The organism is Microbulbifer litoralis (assembly GCF_023634065.1).
Classification (GTDB): Bacteria; Pseudomonadota; Gammaproteobacteria; order Pseudomonadales; family Cellvibrionaceae; genus Microbulbifer; species Microbulbifer litoralis.
In genome coordinates this window covers 814,277-835,208 of sequence record NZ_JALKCV010000001.1, presented here as the reverse complement: position 1 = coordinate 835,208, position 20,932 = coordinate 814,277, and the positions used below count along the sequence as shown (strand labels likewise).

Here is a 20,932-nt window from a genome sequence, read left to right as displayed (position 1 = left end):
CGGGGGACGGGGCCGCGGCGCCTGTCGGCGCCGCGGTACAGGTACTGCCAGGTGTCCTCGATGTTGTGCGCCTCGCGGCCGATCAGGCACGGGACCACATGGTCCTCGAGGTAACTGGCCACGGCCAGTTCGCGGCCGTTCAGGGTCGCGTCGCCGACACCGTAGACGCCGGTGTCGGTCTCGATTTTCAGGGTGACGAAATTGCGGCCGGGGCAGGTGATGATGACCCGGGCGGCGGTGATTTTTGGCATTGAAACTTTCCTGCAAAAAATATCGTGCTGTCTGCAGATACTCTGTTTCCAAATCTGTTTCCAAACAGGTATCTATTGGATTGCCATAGCGGCGCAAGCCGGTATCCAGCTCAGTGGTACCTGGATTCCGGCCTGCGCCGGAATGACGAAAACATCCTGCAGAGGCAGTCAGAGACCGTCGAGGCCCAGTTCTTTCAGCGCACGCAGATGACCTTCGATACTGTCCTCACCGGTATAGGCCAGCGCGCGCCAGTTTTCCTCCGCAGCCATGGATTCCCCCGGCGCCAGTTCGCGATAGGGGGCGTGTACCTCCAGTTCCATGACGCCGCTGCCGGGTTTGTCCGGGTCCTGTTCCAGATACACTTCCACCTGGCCCTGTTCCGGATGGATGGATTCGCGCGGCTGCTGTTCGAACTCGATCAGGAACAGCTGGCCGCGGTCGAAGGCGGCGATCCAGCCGGCGGCGGGTTCGATAAACGCCTTGGCCTTGACGTTCTCACCGCGGGCGAAATCGAACAGCCCCAACTGGCGCTTGTTCTTGTCGGCTTGGGCCACAGCGGACATTTCCGGGAATTTCTCCAGGCGCAGGTCGCCGTCGAAATCCCTGACCGGCACATAGAGGCGGGCATCCGGGCTGACGCGGGTGTTGAACCAGATATCCCAGCGCACCGGTTCGTCGCGGCGATTGACCGCCTGCACCTGGTGTTGCAGCGTGTCGCCGTCGAGGCGATAGCGCTTGGTCAGCTGCAGGCCGGTGACCGGGCTCACCGGCGAGACCATTTCCGCCTCGGTTTCGGTCAGCTTTATCAGTTTGCTCGCGGCCAGTACCGTAAACGGATCCGGTGGCCAGACGGCGGCGGCCTCGCGACGCCCGGCGTTCAGCGTCTGCTGTTTCCACCAGTCGCCCTGTGGGCCGGGCCAGACGATATGGCCGAAGTAGGGCACGAACCCCGCCTCCGCAGTCGCTTGCGGTGCCGGTACCTCGCGTACCGCCGCGCCCACCTTCAACAGGTTTTCGCCGCCGGCAGTGGAGAAGCCGAGACCGCGCCCGCCGATCTGCGGGGTAAAGCGGTAGCTCAGTTTGTCGTTTTCCAGTGTGTGGGCTTCTATCTGCTGAGCGTCCGCCACAGCCGCACCGAATAGCGCCGCCAGCGCCAGGCTGTAGGAGCCAGCCCTGCTGGCGAAAGACCGGCGCCTCGTGATTCGCCTGCGGGGCAGGCTCCTACCGTTACATCGTCTGGATTGGTTCATGGTTCAGTCCGCAAAGGCGTTCAGTGTCTTGATGGTGCCGTCCTCGTTGTAGGCCAGCGGCATCATCTTCACATTGCGCAGGTGCGTCTGGCCGCCGGAGAGTTCGGTATCGTGGTAGAAGAGATACCACTGGTCATTGAACTTGGCGATGGAGTGGTGGTTGGTCCAGCCCAGTACCGGTTCCAGGATGACACCGCGATAGGTGAAGGGCCCGTAGGGGCTGTCGCCGGTGGCGTAGGCGATCTTGTGGGTGTCGCCGGTGGAATAGGAAAAGTAGTAGGTGTCGTTGTACTTGTGGATCCAGGCGGCCTCGAAGAAGCGTTTCTCGTTGTCGCCGGCGCGGATCGGGGTGCCGTCCGGGTACAGCAGTTCGATCTCCTTCGGCTCTTCGGCAAAGCGCAGCATATCGTCGGACAGCTTGGCCACCATCGGTGCGATGGCCGGTGCGTCGTCGGCCGGATAGCTGTCCTCGGCCACATATTCGCCGGTCTGCCAGCGTTGCAGCTGGCCGCCCCAGATACCGCCCAGGTACAGGTAGCTCTCGCCGTCGTCGTCCTGGTAGACGGTGGGATCGATACTGTAGCTGCCGGAGATGGGTTCCGGCTGCGCCTCGAAGGGGCCGGTGGGCGAGTCGCCGACCGCCACGCCGATGCGGAAAATATCCTTCTCATCCTTGGCCGGGAAGTACAGGTAGTATTTGTCGCCTTTCCTGGCCGCATCCGGCGCCCACATCTGGCGCTTGGCCCAGGGTACGTCCTCGACCGACAGGGCCACGCCGTGTTCTTCCACCTCGCCGCCGACCTTTTCCAGGGACAGGATGCGGTAGTCGCGCATCGCGAAGTGGGCGCCGGTGTCGTCCATCGGGATATCCGTCTCGATATCGTGGGACGGGTAGATATACAGCCGGTCGTTCCAGACGTGGGCGGATGGGTCGGCGGTATAGATATGGCTGACCAGCGGATCGGAGGTGAATTCGCGCTCCTGGGCCATGCGGCGGTTTTCCGCTTCCTTCTTGACGACGTCGGGGACCTCGCCGGATTTGTCGTCGGCGGCGCAGGCGGACAGGGTGGCGCCCAGGGCCAGTGCCAGGGTGGACAGTTTTGCTTTGTTCATCGCGTTTTGGCTCCGTTATTTATTGTCTGTGCTTTGTGTATTCCCGGCGGGGGCTGCTCTGCCGCCCCCGTCCCGGTCTTTTTGATCGTTCAGGGGCTGACCGTGAGCACTGCGGTTTTCAGTTGCCCGGAGTTGGCGCCCACCATTATCTCGAATTCGCCCGGCTCGACCACCCGCTGCATGGAGCGGTTCCACAGCGACAGGTCTTCGGCGTCGAGCGTGAAGGTCACCTCGCGACGCTGGCCGGGCTGTAGTGTGACGCGCTCGAAACCGCGCAGCTGCTTGATCGGCTGCGTGACCGAGGCGACCCGGTCGCGGATATAGAGCTGCACCACTTCGTCGCCACTGCGCTGGCCGGTGTTTTCCACCGTCACCGAGACGTCGACGGAACCGTCGGTGGCAATGTCGCCCGACGACAGTTTCGGTGTGCCTATTTCAAAGCGGGTATAGCTGAGACCGAAACCGAACGGGAACAGCGCCGACTTGTCGTCGAACAGGTAGCCGCGGCGCGCGCTGGGCTTGCGGTTGTAGTAGAGCGGCAACTGGCCGACGTTGCGGGCGAAGGTGACCGGCAGTTTGCCGCCGGGATTGATGTCGCCGAACAGCGCCTCGGCGATCGCGGTGCCGCCCTCCTGGCCGGGATACCAGGCCTCGATCAGGCCGTTGGCCCGGGCGGCAATATTTTCCAGTGCCGGCGGGCGGCCGTTGACCAGCACCACCACCACCGGCTTGCCCAGCGCGAAGAGGGCTTCCGCCAGTGCTTCCTGCTCGCCCACCAGTGCCAGGCTGGAGCGGTCGCCCAGGTGGTTTTCGGCCCAGGCCTCGCGGCTGGTCTGCGCCGTGTCGCCGAGGAACAGCGCAATGGCATCGGCCTTTTTCGCCACTGCCACGGCCTCGCGGATACGCTGCCGGTTTTCCTGCGGGTCGGCCAGTTGTACCTCGTCGGTCCACCAGTTGTCGTCTTTGGTGATGCGCACGCCCTCCGCGTGCAGCAGTTGCACGCGTTCGCCGACGCGGGACTGCAAGCCCTCCAGCGGGCTGACGGTCTGCAGCGGCTGGCCCGAGTAGCCGCCCAGGCGTGCCACCGCTGCGTTGGGGCCGATCACCGCGAGGGAGTCCAGCGCGCCGTCGTCGAGGGGCAGGGTGCCGTCGTTTTTCAGCAGCACCATGGATTTGCGCGCGGCCTCCAGGGCCAGGGCGCGGGCGTCGTCGTTGCCGGTAATCCGCTCGGCCAGGTCGGCGTCGCCGAACGGGTCTTCGAACAGGCCGGCGTTGAACTTCAGTGCCAGCATGCGGCCGGCGGCGGTATCGATCTGCTTTTCCGTCGCGCGGCCGTTGCGCACGGCATCGGCCAGCAGGCGGTAGCTCTCGCCGTCCGGCATATCGGTGTCGACACCGGTATCCAGCGCCGCCAGCGCGGCGGACTCCAGGTCCGGTTCCAGGTGGTGCAGGCGCTGCAGCTGGGCGATGGCGTCGTAGTCGCTGACCACGGCGCCGCCGAAACCCCACTCGCCGCGCAGCACATCGTCCAGCATCCATTTGTTCACATGGCTGGGGACGCCGTCGATCTCGTTGTAGGACGCCATCAGCGCGCCGATATTGGTGCGTTTGACCACCTGCTCGAACGGTGGGAAAAAGTATTCGCGCAGCGTGCGTTCACCGAAGGGTGCAATGCCCACATTGGTGCCGCTCTCCGGCTGGCCGTGGCCGGTCATGTGTTTGAGCGTGGCGAAGACGCGGTCGCCCGCCAGCGGCAGTGTGTCGCCCTGCAGGCCTTTCACCGCGGCCACGCCCATTTCGCCTACCAGGTAGGGATCCTCACCGAAGGTTTCCTCGATACGGCCCCAGCGCGGGTCGCGCGCGATATCCACCACCGGCGACAGCACCAGCGGCACGCCGCGGGCGCGCACTTCGCGGGCGATGACGGTATTGACCCGCTGCACCAGGTCCGTGTCCCAGCTGCTGGCCAGTGCGATCGACTGCGGGAAACTGGTGGCGTCGGCGCTGGCGTAGCCGTGCAGCGCCTCCTCGTGGAACAGCACCGGAATACCGAGGCGGGTTTCCTTCACCGCGTAGTGCTGTATTGCGTTGATATAGTCGACGGTGTCGCGCAGCGTGCGCCAGCGGGACTGGCCGCCGGGCTCGCTGCCGCGGCGGTCCGAGGGCCGCGCGATATGGCCGATGCCGTGCGGGAAGGCGTCGCGGGCGCGGGCCGGATCGAAATCGAGGTCGGCGTCCTGGATCTCGGTCTTGCCGGCCCAGATGGTGGTGATCTGGGCGATCTTCTCTTCCAGGGTCATGCGTGCCAGCAGGTCCTGCACGCGGGCTGACACCGGCGCCGAGGCGTCGCGGTAGAGTGGTGCGTTGCCGGTGTTGTCGGCGGGATCGCCGGATTCGGGTGCCAGGAAATAGGCCGCCGTCGCCAGGCAGGCGCCAGCGCCGAGGCCGATCAGCAGTTTCGGTGGCCGCAGGGGGAATGCCACGATATTTCTCCTCTCGCCGTTATTGTTGTTCTGGCTTTTCTTATCGTTGTGATAGCGCTACCATCATAAATCAGCGAACGGCTTTGTCAAAGCCGCTGCGACGAAAGAACAATGATAATGAGGATTCAGCGATGAGATGGCCCGCCATGGTGTGCCGCGCGGCACTGTTGTTCTCGATTGCCCTGAGCCTGGCGCCGCACAGCCACGCCGAGGACGGCTACGATCTGTGGCTGCGTTATCGGTCTGTGGAGCCCGAGTGGCGCGAAACCTATACCGTTTCGACACGGCAGCTGGTGTTGCCGCGGCGGCAGTCGCCGACGCTGCGGGCCGCCGCTGACGAACTGCGCCGCGGTATCGGCGGCCTGCTGGATATCGATATCGAATCGGCCGACAAGGTTGGCCGCGACGGCGCCCTGTTGCTGGGAACGCCGCAGGAGTCACCGGCGATCGCGGCGCTGGAACTGCCGCTGGAGGACCTGGCGAGGGGCGGTTACCTGATTCGCACCGAGCAGGTGGATGGCCAGCGGACTACGGTCATCGCCGCCAACGACGATATCGGCGTGCTCTACGGCGCTTTTCGTTTCCTGCAACTGATGCAGACGCGCCAGCCACTGGAGCAGCTGGCGATCGCCTCCTCGCCGCAGGTGGATCTGCGCCTGCTCAATCACTGGGACAATCTCGATCGCAGTGTCGAGCGCGGCTACGCCGGCCAGTCCATCTGGGACTGGTGGCGGCTGCCCGACTTCCGGCATCCGCGCTATACCGACTACGCCCGCGCCAATGCCTCCATCGGTATCAACGGCACCGTGCTGAACAATGTCAACGCCAATGCCGATATTCTCACCGCACGCTATATCGACAAGGTCGCGGCGCTGGCCGGGGTGTTCCGGCCCTATGGTATTCGCGTCTACCTGTCCGCGCGCTTCAGTGCGCCGATGGAGATCGGCGGCCTGGACACGGCGGATCCCGGAAATCCCGCCGTGCAGCGCTGGTGGAAGGAAAAGGCGGATGAGATCTACGCCGCCATTCCCGACTTCGGCGGTTTCCTGGTCAAGGCCAATTCCGAGGGCCAGCCGGGCCCGCAGGACTACGGTCGCAGCCACGCCGACGGCGCCAATATGCTCGCCGCCGCGCTGGCCCCCCACGGGGGCGTCGTCATGTGGCGCGCTTTCGTCTACGCCCACGACAACCCCGATGACAGGGCCAGGCAGGCCTACAGCGAGTTCAAGCCGCTGGACGGCGAGTTCGCCGACAACGTCGTCCTGCAGGTCAAAAACGGTCCCATCGACTTCCAGCCGCGGGAACCCTTCCACCCGCTGTTCGGCGCCATGCCCGGCACGCCGCTGATGATGGAATTCCAGATCACCAAGGAATACCTGGGCTTTGCCACCCACCTGGCCTACCTGGGGCCGCTCTACGAAGAGGTGCTGGAGGCGGACACCTGCACCGGACCCGGCCCCGGCAGGAGGGACGCAGCTTGTGATGGCAGCGCCACGGTTGCCAGTGTCATCGACGGTAGCCTGCACGACTACGGCCACACCGGCATCGCCGGGGTCGCGAATATCGGCCGCGACCGGGACTGGTCCGGCTCCATCTTCAACCAGGCCAACTGGTATGTCTTCGGCCGCCTGGCCTGGAATCCGCGCGGCTCCGCCCGCGCCATTGCCGAGGACTGGCTGGAGATGACATTTGCCGCGGATGATGCGTTCGTGCAACCCGCGGCGGACCTGATGATGGCCTCTCGCGAGGCGGTGGTGGATTACATGACCCCGTTGGGCCTGGCGCACCTGATGGCCACCGGTCACCACTATGGCCCGGCGCCCTGGGTCTCGGAACTGGCGCGCCCGGAGTGGAACCCGGTCTACTACCACCGCGCTGACGCCGGCGGTATCGGTTTCGATCGCACCGCCGAGGGCAGCGACGCGGTGGCCCAGTATGCGCCGCCGCTGCAGCGGAAATTCTCATCGCGGGCCTCGGTGCCGGAAAAATACCTGCTCTGGTTCCACCATCTGCCCTGGGACCACCCGATGCCATCCGGTCGCGATCTCTGGCAGGAACTGGTGTACCGCTACGATCGCGGGGTGGCGCAGGTGGAGGAGATGCGCCGGGACTGGGCACAGCTGGAGCCGTTCGTGGATCGGGAGCGCTTTGTGCAGACTTCGAGCTTCCTGGCCATCCAGGAGCGTGAGGCGCGCTGGTGGCGCGACGCCAGCCTGGCCTATTTCGGCGCGGTGTCCGGCCGCGAACTGCCCCCGGGGGCGCGCGCACCGGCGCACTCGCTGCAGTATTACCGGGCGCTGTCATACCCCCATGCGCCGGGGCATTAGGGCGTTCTGGCGGGGTCCGACTTTGTGATACGTGCAAAGTCGAACGTCAGGATTTGCGTCGCGGCGCCCATCTGGACGATTTCGTTCCCGCGGGCGGGGCAGGATAAGGCTGCGACGTTTGTGATTCCTTACACCCGAAAACCCTGCCGCGCGGATATTGGCTGTTGTGCGACAGTGCTCCGTGTGTTGCAGAAATGAAAAGTTCTTGACTTCCACCGGGTGTAAGCGTAATCCTAATGATGGTAGCGGTACCATCCCGCTAACAAAAATTAGAAGACGATCAAACAATAAACATAACTAAACCGCCGTGGTATTTCCGGAGTTGTGCAGCCGGGAATGGCTGGGCGGCTAATCGCGAGAAGGGAGAACCCTATGTTCCAACGCAAGAAGCTGTCGGATGTAATCATCACCGCCGTGGCTACCATGGCCTGTGCCCAACAGGTGGGTGCCCAGGAAACATCTGGCTCGCTGGAAGAAATCACAGTAACCGGTATCCGCGCATCCATGGAGCGTGCCATGGATATCAAACGCGATTCGTCCGGTGTGGTAGATGCCATTTCCGCCGAAGATATCGGTAAATTCCCCGACACCAACCTGGCCGAGTCGCTGCAGCGGATTACCGGCGTTTCCATTGACCGGGTCAATGGTGAAGGTTCCCAGGTCACCATCCGTGGCTTTGGTTCCGACATGAATATGGTCACGCTGAACGGTCGTACCATGCCCGGTGGTTCCGCGTTTGGCGGTGGCAGTGGCGCCGGTATCACCCGTGGCGGTCAGAGCCGTGCATTTGACTTTGCCAACCTGGCTTCCGAGAGCGTCAGGGGCATCGAGGTTTATAAAACCGGCAAGGCCAACATTGCCTCCGGTGGGTTGGGCGGCACCATCAACATCAAGACCACCCGGCCCCTGGAAGATCCGGGCTTCAAACTCAGCCTCGGCGCCAAGGCGGTGAACGATACCACCAACCTGAACGGCGACGATTACACTCCCGAGGTTTCCGGTATCTTCAGCTGGACCGATGACAGCGAGCGTTGGGGGGTCTCCCTGACCAGCAGCATCCAGCAGCGTGATTCCGGTGCTGCCGGTGCCACGGTCAACGACTGGGCTATCGGCCGCTGGGGACAGGACGATCTCTACAGCCTCACTGACGATGCCCAGATCACGAACGCCCCCGAAGATGGCCAGTTGTATGTACGCCCCTTCGATCTGCGTTACACCTGGTCCGATCGCGAGCGCGAGCGCACCAATGCCCAGGCGACTTTCCAGTTCCGTCCGGCAGATAACATTACCGGTACCCTGGATTACACCTTTGCGGAAAACCAGCTGACCGAGTTCCGCAGCGAGCAGACCCTGTGGATGTCCAACAGCAGCAGCGTTGCCGAAATAATATTCGACGACTCCACTGTGGCCACACCCGAGTTTGTCCGTGAGACCAACCTGACGGACAAGGACATGGGCTTCGAGCAGCAGTGGCGCGAACAGGAAGATACCCTGAAGTCCGTCGGCTTCAATCTGGACTGGGAAGTGAACGATTCCCTGACACTGGCCCTGGATGCTCATGACTCCAGCATGGAGAGCCTGCCCGCGGGCCCCGGCGACGCCGGCTCCATCGACATCAGTCTCGGTGCCCCGGTCGTTGCCGGCCAGAGCTGGGATTTCCGCGGTGACCTGCCGGGTGCCAACTTCATTTTCGACGATTCCGGCAAAGCCAACGGTGGCAACACAGCGGGCCAGTTTGACGGCGGTGATTTCGGCAGCCAGGTGGCGCGGGTCTGGTACGCCTCCCAGAAGACCGACATTTCCCAGGTCAAGGTGGACGGCAGTTACGAGTTTGACAACGGCCGCTTTGACTTCGGGATTGAGGATCGCAGCACCGAGTTCCTGTCGCGGCAATCCAACCGCCAGTGGACCATGGGTGACTGGGGTATCAACGACACAGGCGCCACCGGCCTTGACGGACTACTGGAGCCTTTCGGTCTCACCGGGCAGTTTGATGATTTCAGCCCCTCCGGCGACGCAACCAACCTCGGCTTCCGCGCCTCGGATCCGACCGGGCTGTGCAACTGGGCCGTGGAAAACTATCCGCGGGGTGGTGATGCAGCCTGCGCGCACACGGATAACTGGAGTGCCAACAACAAGGTCGAGGAAGACGTGCAGGCGGTCTACTTCCAGGTGGCGGTAGACAGCGAACTGGGCGGTTTCCCGGTGAACTACCTGACCGGTATCCGCTACGAGAGCACGGATTCCACCTCGACCTCGGAAGTGCTCATGCCCGACTATTTGCTGTGGCAGGACAACAATGACTTCTCGAGAGTGGATACCGACCAGAAGGTGTCGCTTACGGTCGACAATAGCTATGACCACCTGCTGCCCAGCTTCGATTTCTCAATCGATCTGCGCGATGACCTGAAGGGACGTTTCTCCTACAGCAAGACCATCGCCCGCGCCGGCCTGGGCAGCCTGGCGGCCGTTCCCAGTGGCTGGGCTACCAACGGCTCGACGCTGAACGGAGCCAACCCGACGGCGGACGAGACCAACCCGCAACTGATACCTTTCGAGTCCGATAACCTGGACCTGTCCGTGGAGTGGTACTACGGCGACACCAGCTACGTTTCCCTCGGTTTCTACGAGAAGCGGGTGGACAACTTTATCGGCAACGAGAAAGAGAATCGAACCTTCTTCGACATGCGCGATGTCACTGCCGGCCCCCGCGCCCAGGACGCGATCGCGGCACTTGAAAGTGCCGGAGTAGCCGTCGACGACACCACCCTGTTTTCAGCGATGGTGTACGAGGAATACCGGGGTGATCCGGATGTGGTATTCCCGTCGGAGTGTGGTGACCTGTCATCGAGCCTCAGCGGTTTGGCCAATCCGGACTGTAGCGCAAAAATCGGCAGTCTGGAGAAGGTCAAAAGAGACGAGAACGGGGATATCATAACGGATGACAACGGCAACCCGGTGCCTAACGGCGCGGTTGATTTGAGTCCAAATAGTGATGATCCGGTGATGGTGTACGAAACCACCTACCCGACCAACCAGAAGAGTGCCAAGATCCACGGTTTCGAATTCGCGGTGCAGCATTTCTTCGGCGAGACCGGCTTCGGTGTGCAGGCCAACTACACCACCGTACGCGGCGATGTGGGCTACGATGTCGATGCCGACCCGTCTGAAATACAGTTTGCACTCCCGGGCCTGAGTGATACCGCCAACCTGGTGGGTATCTACGATAACTACGGTATCCAGGCGCGCCTGGCCTATAACTGGCGTGATGACTACCTGATGTCGATCACTCAGGGCTCTACCGACGCGCGTTTTGTGGAGGCCCATTCTCAGTGGGACCTGAACGTCAGCTACCAGGTCAATGATAGCCTCGATGTCTTTTTCGAGGGGATCAACCTGACTGAGGAAGATGTTCGCCACTACTCCCGGAATACCAGTCAGTTGTGGTATCTGGAAGAGCTGGGTGCGCGCTATCAAGTGGGTGCCCGTTACACCTTCTGATATCGGGTTGAAGCGGCCACGCCGGGATAATCCGGAGTGGCCGTGCCCGGTGATAACCTCTCTGGACCATTGCATTATTCTATTGATGCAAGAGTTAAGTTTGTTGCTTGAATAACCTTGGCCGCTGGTTGCAGCGGCCTTTTTTTTGTCGAAACTTTCCTGTACTTTCATCTGAAGTACTTCCATACGAGTTGACCGTCGCCAAATGCCGGTCCTCCGCTGCATCCGCTGGTATCTGAAATGAGCAAACCTGTATTACTGGATAATGTGACGCACAAGAACTTGCGAGTCATCACCCGTTATGGAGAAGAGTTTGGTGATAACGTCAACCGGGTGTTGGTGTTCCCCACTGAGTACAGCGATGTGCAGCGGGAGTACCCGATTCTGCTGCGCAAGGACGGCGATAGTGGTGACTATCAGTCGATAGCGTTGCTCGGCTTTGCCAGGGGGGAAAATCTCTTCCTGGATGGCGGCAACTGGAATGCCGGTTATGTCCCGGGCATTCTCGCACGGGGGCCCTTCCTGATCGGTTTTCAGCAGCGGGAGGTGGACGGCGAGTCCCAGCCTGAGCCGGTGATCCATGTAGACATGGACAGCCCCAGGGTCAGCGAGACTGAGGGTGAGCCGGTATTCCTGCCCCACGGCGGAAACAGTCCCTATCTGGAGCGTATCGCCACGATACTGGGAGGAATCAATGACGGTATGGCTGCGGCCAGGGCCATGTTCGCCGCTTTTGAATCCCTCGAATTGATAGAGCCGGTGAATATTGAGGTCGAGGTGCACGAAGGTGAGAAGTACGACCTGCGCGGTTTGTATGCGATCAGTGAAGAAAAACTGACGAACCTGGACGGCGCATCGCTGGAGAAACTCAATCGCGCGGGTTTCCTGCAGGGCGCCTATCTGTTGACCGCTTCACTGGGTAATGTCAGGAAACTGATTGAAATGAAGCGTCGGCGGTTATTGGAGGCTGTTGGGCAGCCATAGAGGTTCTGATCGGCATGGTTGAGATAGAGAAAAAAACAAAAATCCTGGAGGGAGTCTCTGCGGACAGTATTCCCTGGCAGGAACTGATGGATGCCTGCGAGCCGGTTGTGCTGAAGGGGGTGGCAAAGGATTGGGAACTGGTAAAGGCCGGCAGGCAGTCAGCGCAACAGGCAATGGATTACCTGAAGTCTTTTCACAATGGAAAGACGGTCTGTGCCTATACGGGGCCGGCGGAGATAAAGGGAAAGTATTTCTACAAGAACAACCTGAATGAATTGAATTTTGATACCCAGCGTTTACCACTGGACCAGGTTCTGGACAGGATCGACGAACATCTTGGCAGTGATAGCCCGCCATCCATATACGTAGGGTCCACCACCCTGGATGCCTGCCTGCCGGGATTGCGAGAGCATAACGATCTGGTGTTTGATGACGCGATGTTTGGAAATGGGGCACCACTGACCAGTATCTGGATTGGCAATCGCTCCATTGCCTCTGCCCACTACGATGCACCCAATAATTTCGCCTGCTGTGTCGTCGGCCGGCGCCGGTTCACCCTGTTTCCGCCCGATCAGATCGACAACCTCTATCCCGGTCCCATGGAGCCCACGCCAGGTGGCCAGGTGGTCAGCATGGTTGACTTTGACGAGCCGGATTTCGATAAGTACCCCCGTTTTCGGGAGGCGCTGTCTGAGGCCCAGGTAGCGGACCTGGAGCCGGGCGATGCCGTTTTCTATCCAAGCCTCTGGTGGCATCAGGTGGAAGCCCTGTCGCCATTCAATGTGTTAGTCAATTACTGGTGGAATACATCGCCCCATTATATGGGAACTCCCATGAACGTGCTGTATCACGCACTCTTGAGCCTGCGCGACAGGCCGGAACATGAACGGCAGGGATGGAAGCATATTTTCGACTATTACATTTTTGGCGATCGAGAGCGTCCGCGCGAGCACCTGCCGGGTTATGCACAGGGGGCTCTGGCAACGATGGACGATATGAAAGCGAGGCAGCTGAGGGCGATGCTCCTTCATAAACTGAACAGGTAAAAAAAGAGATGAACCATAACAATAATAAGATCTCGAAGGTCGTCATTGCCGGAGGCGGTACCGCCGGCTGGATCGCCGCCGCGGCCCTGTCAAAAAAGTTGGGCGAGCTGCTCGATATTACCCTGGTGGAATCAGAACAGATAGGCACCGTCGGTGTCGGTGAGGCGACAATCCCGCCCCTGCGTACCTTTCACCAGCTGCTGGGTATTGATGAGCAGGCATTCATGCGGGCGACCCAGGCGACGGCAAAGCTGGGTATCGCGTTTGAAAACTGGGGAAAACAAGGAGATCGTTATGTCCACTCCTTTGGAAAAATGGGAACCAGTGCCTGGATGTGCGACTTTCATCACTTCTGGCTGCATGGCCGGGAGATGGGGTTCGACTCCGAGATAGGCGACTTCTGCCTGGAGTTGCAGGTGGCAGAAGAAGGGAAGTTTGCCACTTCAGAAAAATCACCACTGAATTTTGCCTATCACCTGGATGCGGGAAAGTATGCAAAGTTTCTGCGCGAGTTCAGCGAGCGCCATGGAGTGACACGCCTTGAAGGGAAGATTCTCGAGGTACAGCGGAACAATGAGACTGGCTCAATTGACTCATTGCTGTTGGAGGATGGCCGTGAAATTGCCGGTGATCTTTTTATTGACTGCACAGGTTTTCGCGGGCTACTGATAGCGGAGGCCCTGGACACCGGCTATGAGGATTGGTCCCAGTGGCTGCCCTGTGACCGGGCTGTACCGGTGCAAACCCGCGCCACCGGCCCGGCATTGCCCTATACGCGCTCCATTGCCCACGAGGCTGGCTGGCAATGGCGAATTCCACTGCAGAGTCGGGTCGGTAATGGTCTTGTCTATAGCAGCCATTACCTGTCTGATGAAGATGCGATGGAGAAACTGCTGTCCAATATCGAAGGGGAAACAATCACCGAGCCCCGTGTGATCCGCTATCAGACCGGACGCCGCCGCCAGGCCTGGAGACACAACTGCATCGCACTGGGATTGGCGGGTGGTTTTGTCGAGCCGTTGGAATCGACAAGTATTCACTTGATTGTTACCGGCATCACGCGGCTTATGCAGTTATTCCCTTTCGGGGGCATCAGTCCGTCGCTGGTCGATGAGTACAACCAGCAAACCCGGGATGAGCTGGAGAAAGTGCGCGATTTCATTGTGCTTCACTACCACGTGACTGGCCGGGACGACAGTGAATTCTGGCGGCACTGTAAGAGTATGCAGATTCCCGATTCACTCGCACACCGCATCCATCTGTTCCGCGAGCGCGCTCACGCTTACCAGGATGGCGGCGAGTTGTTCCGCGTGGATTCCTGGGTACAGGTGATGCTGGGACAGGGACTGGTCCCCGAGGGATACCATCCCCTGCCCCGGCTGATGAACCGGGAGGAAATGCGAAAATTCCAGCAGGGGATCAGATCCGGAATCTCCCGGGTCGTCTCGGCTCTGCCGCAGCACCAGGAATTTATCGAGCGATACTGCATGGCGGATGAGCGTGAGGTGTCGCCCTGATGGCAATGCACGTCCATCCGGATTTCCATATCCGCAAGCTGGCCATCGGCGCTGAGGAAGCACCACTGCTGGTAGTGGATAACTGCCTCGCTGACGCGCAGCAATTGGTGGATATGGCTGCAGGAAAGTCTTTTGCCGAGCGGGGGCGTTTCTATCCAGGCGTCCGCGCCCGGGCGCCGCTGCAGTACAAGCAGTTTCTGCTGGAGCAATTGGGCGACCTGCTGATCGATCAATTCCAGTTGCACGGTCGCCGATTGTCTTTTTCCATGTGCCATTATTCCCTGGTTACCAAGCCGCCGCAGGAACTGGGGTTGATACAGCGTATACCCCATATCGATTCCGTCGAGTCCAACGGCCTCGCCACCATTCACTATCTTTTCCGCCGCCCGCTTGGGGGGACGGCCTTCTATCGACACCGGGCGACAGGTTTCGAGACGGTGGATGCTACCCGCCAGCAGTCCTATTTCGCCGCATTGGAAAAGGAAAGCGGGAACCCGGATTTCCCCGGTGGAGGCTATATCAATGGCGATACCCCCTTCTTTGAGCAGATTCACGCAGAGGAGGGTGTTTTCAACCGGATGCTGATCTATCGTCGCAACTCTCTTCACTCCGGCTCAATTGACGAGAGCTTTACTCCCGCGGGAGACATCGCTACTGGTCGATTATCGATCAACAGCTTTATCGATTGCCGCTGAAGAGCCCGATGGTTGCTTTAGTGTCGCTTTTGGATAGATCATAAAGCGTTGAATCAGGACTGCCGGGCAATAGAGACAGTGAAGCAGAGACAGAGCCGCCGCCAGCGCAATGCGCCCACCATCAGCGACGTCGCCCGCGAGGCCGGCGTCTCGCCGATGACCGTGTCCCGTGTCATCAACGGCGAAAAGAATGTACGCGAGAAGACCCGCGACGAGGTCAACCGGGCCATCGAGGCGCTCGGCTATACCCCCAACCGCGCGGCCCGCAGCCTCGCCAGCGCCGACCAGATCATCATCGGCCTGCTCTACAGCAACCCCAGTGCCGCCTACCTGAGCGAGCTGCTGGTGGGCGGACTGGAGCAGGCCAGCCGCCACAATATCCAGTTGCTGGTGGAGAAGTGCGATAGCGAACGGGATGCGGAAGCCGTGGCCATGCGCCTGGTGGCGGGCGGCGTCGAGGGCATCCTGATACCGCCGCCACTGTCCGACCAGCCGCGCATGCTGAACCTGCTGCACTCCAGCGACACGCCGGCGGTGGCCATCGCGTCCGAGTGTGTGCGGGAGAACATCGCCTCGGTCAGTATCGACGACTACCGCGCGGCCTGCGAAATGACCCGCCATATCATCGCCCTGGGTCACGAGCGTATCGGCTTTATCACCGGCGACGACAACCAGGTGGCCAGTGGCCGGCGCCTGGCCGGCTATCGCGATGCACTCGCCGAGGCGGGCCTGTCCCGCGGTGAGGAGCTGATTGCGGAGGGGTTGTTTACATACCGCTCGGGGCTGGAGGCGGCGCAGAAGCTGTTTGAGCTGGATTCACCCCCCACGGCGATATTCGCCAGTAACGACGATATGGCGGCGGCCACTGTGGCCGTAGCCCACCGCCGCGGCCTGGATGTGCCCACCGATCTCACCGTCTGCGGCTTCGACGACACGGCGCTGGCCACCACCATCTGGCCGGAGCTGACCACCATTCACCAGCCGATCATCGAGATGGCCCGCGCGGCGGTGGACCTGCTGGCCGAGAAGGTCCGCGCCCGCCGCGATGAAGAGGAGCTCGAGAGTCGCCACCAATTGCTGGACTTTACTCTGGTGAGACGGCAGTCGGACGCCCCGCCGCCGGACGAAAAGCGCCGCGCGGAACAACGCAACCGCTCAGTGGCGGAAAAGCTCGGCTAGCCGCATGCTGCTGCCCCGGATTCCGCTTCGCTGTATCCGGGCTACGTGGGGCGGCAGCGGGTTCAGGCCCTCCGGCCCCTGTTGGAAAGGCGCCGCTATTTGAGATTTTGCGATGGTTGCGCGAGCATAGGCCGTTTAATCCAAAGAATAACGGACCCGCGCTCTGCCCATGCCTTCCCTCTCTGCCATCGATACCGCCCTCGCCGCTTTTGCCTCCTTCGTCTGGGGGACGCCCCTGCTGGTCCTGCTGGTGGGGGGCGGCCTGGCGCTGCTGATCTATTCCCGCGGCCGCCCCTATCGCCACCTGGGCCACAGCATCGACCTGCTGCGCGGCAAATACGACGATCCCAACGATCCCGGCCAGGTACCGCATCGCCAGGCACTGTCTACCGCGCTGTCCGGGACCCTGGGGCTGGGCAATATTGCCGGCGTGGCGATCGCGATCAGCACCGGTGGGCCCGGCGCAATCCTGTGGATGTGGGTCACGGCGCTGGTCGGGGTGGCCACCAAGTTCTACACCGCCTCGCTCGCGGTGATGTTCCGCGGGCGCGACTCCACCGGCGAACTGCAGGGCGGTCCCATGTACGTGATCCGCGAGGGGCTGGGCAGGAAGTGGATGCCACTGGCATTGCTGTTCGCCGTGGCCGGCCTATGCGGCCTGTTGCCGGTGTTCCAGTCCAACCAGACGGTACAGCTGCTGCGGGAATCCTTCGCCGTGCCTTTCGGCTGGATCAGCGCCGACGGCTCATTGCTGTTCGATTTCGCCATCGGCTGTGTGCTGGCCGCAGCGGCGCTGGTGGTGATCGTCGGGCGCATCCAGCGTATCGGCAAGTTTGCGGTGCGTATCGTGCCGGCCATGGTGATCTTCTACCTGGCGCTGACACTGATCGTGATCGGCTATTTCTGGCAGCAGGTGCCGGCTGCCTTCGCGCTGATTTTCAGCGATGCATTTTCCGGTCAGGCGGCGGCTGGCGGCGCCCTGGGGACGGTGATTGCCACCGGTATCAGCCGCGGGGCCTTCTCCAACGAGGCGGGGATCGGCACCGAGTCCCTGGCACACGGCGCCGCCAAGACCCGCGAGCCAATCCGCGAGGGCGTGGTGGCAATGACGGGCCCCATCATCGACACCCTGGTTATCTGTACCTGTACCGCACTGGTGATCCTGTTGACCGGCACCTGGCGCGAAGGGGAGGGGATTGCCGGCGTATCGCTGACGGCGGATGCCTTCTCGGAGGTCTTTGGCGGCTGGGGACCGATCATGTTGCTGGTCATGGTGCTGCCGCTGGCGTTCAGTACCATCGTCACTTTCTGGTATTACGGCGTTAAGTGTTTTGTGTTCCTGTTTGGTGCGCGCTGGCAGAATTTTTACACTGCCGCTTATATCGTGTTGATCGTGATCGGTGCAGTGGCCTCCCTGAGTGCGGTGAACAATATCATCATCGGGATGTACGCGGTGATGGCCGTGCCCACGATGGTGTCGACGTTGTTGCTGGCCAGGCAGGTCAATCGCGCTGCGCACAACTACTTTACCGCTCTGGACCTTGAGCAGGGCAAGGCGAAGGAGTCAGAGGCCTGACTCCCGCGCCAATCACAAAAAAGCCGAAGCCATTGCTTCGGCTTTTTTGTGAGCCTTCCGTCAGTGATCAGGGGACGACGGAAACCTTTGTGCCCACCGACGCGTGGGAAAAGAAGATCTTCGCCATATGCCAGGGCAGGCGGATGCAGCCGTGGGAGGCCGGATAACCGGGCACCCGGCCCGCGTGCATGGTGATGGCGCCGTTGATGCGCATCATAAAGTCCATGGATGCACCGCGGAAAACGGCCCCAGGCGGCCGGCGGTCTCGGCGTACGTCTACATTGCTGCGCAGTACATAACCCCTGCGGCTGACATAGTGACCGTAGAGATTGGAGCGGTGATTCACTTTCTTCTCCGAAATGCGAAAGTTCCCGGTGGGGGTGCGATGACCGGCCATGCCGGTGGATACCGGTGAAACACCGGCAAGGCGGCCGCCCTTGTAGAAGTAGGCTCTCTGTTCACTCAGGTCGATCGTGATCCGGGCCGCGCCGCCCACGGCCGGGTTCCATGAGGTCTGCCCGGCGAAGCGGTCCTGGTACGTCGTACCTTCCCGGAGGAATTTGTAGCCGTAGTCCACGGCCTGGGCCGGAGGACTGGAGAGAACCGCGCCACCGAGCACCAGTGCCCCGGTAAGCGCCCCCATCTTTTTCAGCAGCGATGAATATCTTTGCATTGCACACCTCTCTTTTTTGCGTCGACCGCCGCGAACAGCGGCCACTTGCGAGCCTTACCCGATCCGCGCGCATTCGCGGGGCAACAATTTCCCGCACGTCACGGCGACGCGATAACGAGCATTGATTTCCCCAGAGCGGATTGCCGATGTGCCCCGGCATCCCCCGCAGAAAGGGCCCGCCGCAGACGCAGCCACGGCAAGTGGAAGGCATACTAAGGTGCTGATTTTGGCGCCATTACACCGATTGGGCATGACACCGAAGCCTGATAGAGCGGATTGAAAATAGTGTGTCGTGCGGAAGTGCCAGGGAGTCGGCAGGGCTTCACTCGGGGTTGTGGAGAGCCTCGCTCGAGCATGGCCAGCGCTATTTCGATTTGAAATAATAGGCCATATTGTTATGACTAATGTGCTGTGCGGGAAGTTCGCGAACAAAGGAGCGCGGTCAAGGCGAGAAAGTGCTGGAATAGCAGTGTTGTTTCTATTCTTTCTCAACGTAGAGCTTGACGATTTGGCGAAGCGAACTGGTCCCTGGTTTTGCGAGCGGACCACTAAGAGGTAATATCTATTGGACCCCCTCGCAATGACTGGAGGTGGCCCGCTAAGATCACTGAAAATCCGGTTCAGGGGAATCCAGTATGAACAATGAAGAAAAAGACGAACAGGAAATACGCCAGCTGGTCTCTACCTGGATGGAGGCAACCAAGGCCGGGGATGCAGAGCGCGTATTGTCTCTGATGACCGACGATGCCGTTTTTCTGGTCGCCGGTCAGCCACCGATGGGTAAAAACGACTTCGCTGCGGCCGCGCAGGCGCAGTCGGGTGAAGGCGCTCCCGGATTCGATGCCTGCAATGATATCCAGGAAGTCGAGATTTGCGGGGACTTTGCTTTCATGTGGCAAAAGCTGGCCGTGGTCGCCACGCCGCCCGGTGGTTCCCCGATCCGGAGAAGCGGGCATACGCTGACGGTTTTCAGAAAGGAGTCCGGCAGGTGGCTGCTGGCGCGCGACGCCAACCTGCTGGTGGCCGATGCCTGATGCAAGTTGGCTAGTGGTCCATGCGGAAAGTTGTGTAACTGTTCGCGTCGCCAAATCGCCCAGCTCTGCGTTGAGAAAGCTTGAAATAGAACCCTATTCCTGCGCTTTCTCGCCTTGATCTGAACACTTTGGCTGTGCTCCCTTGTTACCGAACTTTACAAACGGCCCACCAGACAAAAAAGGAACAGGATGAAAATAGAAACCCGGAGATTCCTGTTGCGGGACTTCGAGGCCGAGGACTGGCCCGCGTTCGAGGCCTACCACGCGGACCCGCGCTCGGCCGAATTCTACGGCGAGGCACAATCGCATCCCGACCACGCGAGGGAACTGTTCGAACTCTTCTCCCGCTGGGCCGGAGAGGAGCCGAGATGCAACTACCAGTTGGCAATTGTGCGGCGCGACGCCGGACAGACACTGATCGGTTGTTGCGGCCTGCGCCGCGATGAGCCGGCCTCCCCGGCTACGGAACTGGGCATCGAGCTGGCGCCGGACTACTGGGGCCGTTATCGCTATGCCGTTGAAGTGATGGTGGCGCTGGCGGAATTCGGCTTCACCGGGCTGGAATTGCGGGAAATCTACGGCGGCACCGTCAGTGCCAATTCGCGTATCGCCCGCCTGGCGGAATCCCTCGGTGCCCGGGCCGTAGTGCGGCCGGCACCGGAGTGGATGGCGGCGCGGGGTTGGCAGCAGGTGGAGTGGCAGATTGGCCGGGAGCAGTGGCGGGAGCGCCTTACCAGCGGCGATATGTCTGCCTCCGGCAGCCGCTAAAAATATTCGAAGGGCAGTCGATTTACCGCCCGGCCCTTCGATTAGCTGGTGAGTGTCATCAATCTCTCCTGTTGAGGAAACGTCATGTCGAAGAAAATATTTGTCAATCTCCCGGTTGCCGACCTGGGAGCTTCCGTTGAGTTCTTTTCCCATCTGGGGTTCAGTTTCAATCCCCAATTCACCGATGAAAGCGCCACCTGTATGGTTGTCAGCGACGATATTTTCGTCATGCTGCTGACCCACGAAAAGTTCAAGAGCTTTATCCCCGGCAGTATCAGCGACGCCAGAAGCAGTACCGAGGTATTGGTCTGCCTGTCCGCCGACAGCCGCGAAGCGGTGGATCAGTTGGTGGACAAAGCGCTGGAGGCGGGCGGCACGGAGTTCCGGGATCCCCAGGACTACGGTTTTATGTACGGCCGCTCCTTCCAGGATCCGGATGGGCATATCTGGGAAACCATGTGGATGGACCAGGCCGCGCTCCAGGGTGCGGAGTGAGCGGTGGCCCGGCCCTTTCGGGCCGGGCCGTTGACCATC

General features: G+C 61.1%; 15 protein-coding genes and 1 pseudogene. 11 read left to right on the top strand and 5 right to left on the bottom strand.

Annotated elements, in window-relative coordinates:
- The 4 genes and pseudogenes from MWN76_RS03380 to MWN76_RS03365 all read right to left on the bottom strand — a co-directional run.
- Positions 1-251, bottom strand: a pseudogene (locus MWN76_RS03380) (bifunctional D-altronate/D-mannonate dehydratase); the annotation flags it as partial.
- A gap of 168 nt (positions 252-419) precedes the next feature.
- Positions 420-1,379, bottom strand: coding sequence for a DUF4380 domain-containing protein (locus tag MWN76_RS03375; RefSeq protein ID WP_250459315.1), 960 nt, complete (start codon positions 1,377-1,379; stop codon positions 420-422).
- 126 nt (positions 1,380-1,505) lie between these two features.
- Complete coding sequence (locus MWN76_RS03370; protein WP_250459345.1) at positions 1,506-2,492, bottom strand: glycoside hydrolase family 43 protein; 987 nt, start codon at positions 2,490-2,492, stop codon at positions 1,506-1,508.
- Positions 2,493-2,704: 212 nt separating this feature from the next.
- Entirely contained in the window at positions 2,705-5,098 is a 2,394-nt protein-coding gene (locus tag MWN76_RS03365; RefSeq protein WP_250459313.1) for a glycoside hydrolase family 3 N-terminal domain-containing protein, read from the bottom strand.
- Between the two features lie 131 nt (positions 5,099-5,229).
- Between MWN76_RS03365 and MWN76_RS03360 the strand changes: the two genes are divergently transcribed.
- From MWN76_RS03360 to MWN76_RS03325, 8 genes are all read left to right on the top strand, one after another.
- The gene (locus MWN76_RS03360; protein WP_250459311.1) at positions 5,230-7,425 is read left to right on the top strand and encodes an alpha-glucuronidase family glycosyl hydrolase; all 2,196 of its coding nucleotides are present in this window, start codon (positions 5,230-5,232) and stop codon (positions 7,423-7,425) included.
- A 372-nt stretch (positions 7,426-7,797) separates the two neighbouring features.
- A complete protein-coding gene (locus MWN76_RS03355) occupies positions 7,798-10,926 on the top strand; it encodes a TonB-dependent receptor (RefSeq protein WP_250459309.1) in 3,129 nt (1,042 codons plus the stop codon).
- Positions 10,927-11,166: 240 nt separating this feature from the next.
- Positions 11,167-11,910 carry a SapC family protein gene (locus MWN76_RS03350; protein WP_250459307.1) on the top strand — a complete coding sequence of 248 codons (744 nt, stop codon included), beginning with the start codon at positions 11,167-11,169 and terminating at the stop codon, positions 11,908-11,910.
- A 14-nt stretch (positions 11,911-11,924) separates the two neighbouring features.
- Positions 11,925-12,956 carry a cupin-like domain-containing protein gene (locus tag MWN76_RS03345; RefSeq protein ID WP_250459305.1) on the top strand — a complete coding sequence of 344 codons (1,032 nt, stop codon included), beginning with the start codon at positions 11,925-11,927 and terminating at the stop codon, positions 12,954-12,956.
- 8 nt (positions 12,957-12,964) lie between these two features.
- Entirely contained in the window at positions 12,965-14,473 is a 1,509-nt protein-coding gene (locus tag MWN76_RS03340; protein ID WP_250459303.1) for a tryptophan halogenase family protein, read from the top strand.
- A complete protein-coding gene (locus MWN76_RS03335; RefSeq protein WP_250459301.1) occupies positions 14,473-15,168 on the top strand; it encodes a DUF6445 family protein in 696 nt (231 codons plus the stop codon). Before MWN76_RS03340 ends, MWN76_RS03335 begins: the two co-directional genes overlap by 1 nt.
- A 78-nt stretch (positions 15,169-15,246) precedes the next feature.
- Positions 15,247-16,347, top strand: coding sequence for a LacI family DNA-binding transcriptional regulator (locus tag MWN76_RS03330; RefSeq protein ID WP_250459299.1), 1,101 nt, complete (start codon positions 15,247-15,249; stop codon positions 16,345-16,347).
- Positions 16,348-16,516: 169 nt separating this feature from the next.
- Positions 16,517-17,923: an alanine/glycine:cation symporter family protein gene (locus tag MWN76_RS03325; RefSeq protein ID WP_250459297.1), complete on the top strand. Its 1,407-nt coding sequence runs from the start codon at positions 16,517-16,519 to the stop codon at positions 17,921-17,923.
- Positions 17,924-17,990: 67 nt separating this feature from the next.
- Here MWN76_RS03325 and MWN76_RS03320 read toward each other — a convergent pair whose 3' ends face one another.
- The gene (locus MWN76_RS03320; protein ID WP_250459295.1) at positions 17,991-18,596 is read right to left on the bottom strand and encodes a L,D-transpeptidase family protein; all 606 of its coding nucleotides are present in this window, start codon (positions 18,594-18,596) and stop codon (positions 17,991-17,993) included.
- A 635-nt stretch (positions 18,597-19,231) separates the two neighbouring features.
- Between MWN76_RS03320 and MWN76_RS03315 the strand changes: the two genes are divergently transcribed.
- From MWN76_RS03315 to MWN76_RS03305, 3 genes are all read left to right on the top strand, one after another.
- Positions 19,232-19,630, top strand: coding sequence for a YybH family protein (locus MWN76_RS03315; protein WP_250459294.1), 399 nt, complete (start codon positions 19,232-19,234; stop codon positions 19,628-19,630).
- Positions 19,631-19,819: 189 nt separating this feature from the next.
- Complete coding sequence (locus MWN76_RS03310; RefSeq protein WP_250459293.1) at positions 19,820-20,398, top strand: GNAT family N-acetyltransferase; 579 nt, start codon at positions 19,820-19,822, stop codon at positions 20,396-20,398.
- An 84-nt stretch (positions 20,399-20,482) separates the two neighbouring features.
- Positions 20,483-20,893 (top strand): VOC family protein, encoded by a 411-nt coding sequence (locus MWN76_RS03305; protein ID WP_250459292.1) that lies wholly within the window; start codon positions 20,483-20,485, stop codon positions 20,891-20,893.
- The last annotated feature ends 39 nt before the right edge of the window (positions 20,894-20,932 follow it).

What these genes read in the sequence shown, in the direction of transcription:
- MWN76_RS03370 (WP_250459345.1), bottom strand. Translation starts at nt 2,492, where the DNA reads ATGGCCCAGGAGCGCGAATTCACCTCCGATCCGCTGGTCAGCCATATC.
- MWN76_RS03350 (WP_250459307.1), top strand. Translation starts at nt 11,167, where the DNA reads ATGAGCAAACCTGTATTACTGGATAATGTGACGCACAAGAACTTGCGA.
- MWN76_RS03320 (WP_250459295.1), bottom strand. Translation starts at nt 18,596, where the DNA reads ATGCAAAGATATTCATCGCTGCTGAAAAAGATGGGGGCGCTTACCGGG.
- MWN76_RS03360 (WP_250459311.1), top strand. Translation starts at nt 5,230, where the DNA reads ATGAGATGGCCCGCCATGGTGTGCCGCGCGGCACTGTTGTTCTCGATT.
- MWN76_RS03310 (WP_250459293.1), top strand. Translation starts at nt 19,820, where the DNA reads ATGAAAATAGAAACCCGGAGATTCCTGTTGCGGGACTTCGAGGCCGAG.
- MWN76_RS03315 (WP_250459294.1), top strand. Translation starts at nt 19,232, where the DNA reads ATGAACAATGAAGAAAAAGACGAACAGGAAATACGCCAGCTGGTCTCT.
- MWN76_RS03355 (WP_250459309.1), top strand. Translation starts at nt 7,798, where the DNA reads ATGTTCCAACGCAAGAAGCTGTCGGATGTAATCATCACCGCCGTGGCT.
- MWN76_RS03305 (WP_250459292.1), top strand. Translation starts at nt 20,483, where the DNA reads ATGTCGAAGAAAATATTTGTCAATCTCCCGGTTGCCGACCTGGGAGCT.
- MWN76_RS03325 (WP_250459297.1), top strand. Translation starts at nt 16,517, where the DNA reads ATGCCTTCCCTCTCTGCCATCGATACCGCCCTCGCCGCTTTTGCCTCC.
- MWN76_RS03340 (WP_250459303.1), top strand. Translation starts at nt 12,965, where the DNA reads ATGAACCATAACAATAATAAGATCTCGAAGGTCGTCATTGCCGGAGGC.
- MWN76_RS03345 (WP_250459305.1), top strand. Translation starts at nt 11,925, where the DNA reads ATGGTTGAGATAGAGAAAAAAACAAAAATCCTGGAGGGAGTCTCTGCG.
- MWN76_RS03335 (WP_250459301.1), top strand. Translation starts at nt 14,473, where the DNA reads ATGGCAATGCACGTCCATCCGGATTTCCATATCCGCAAGCTGGCCATC.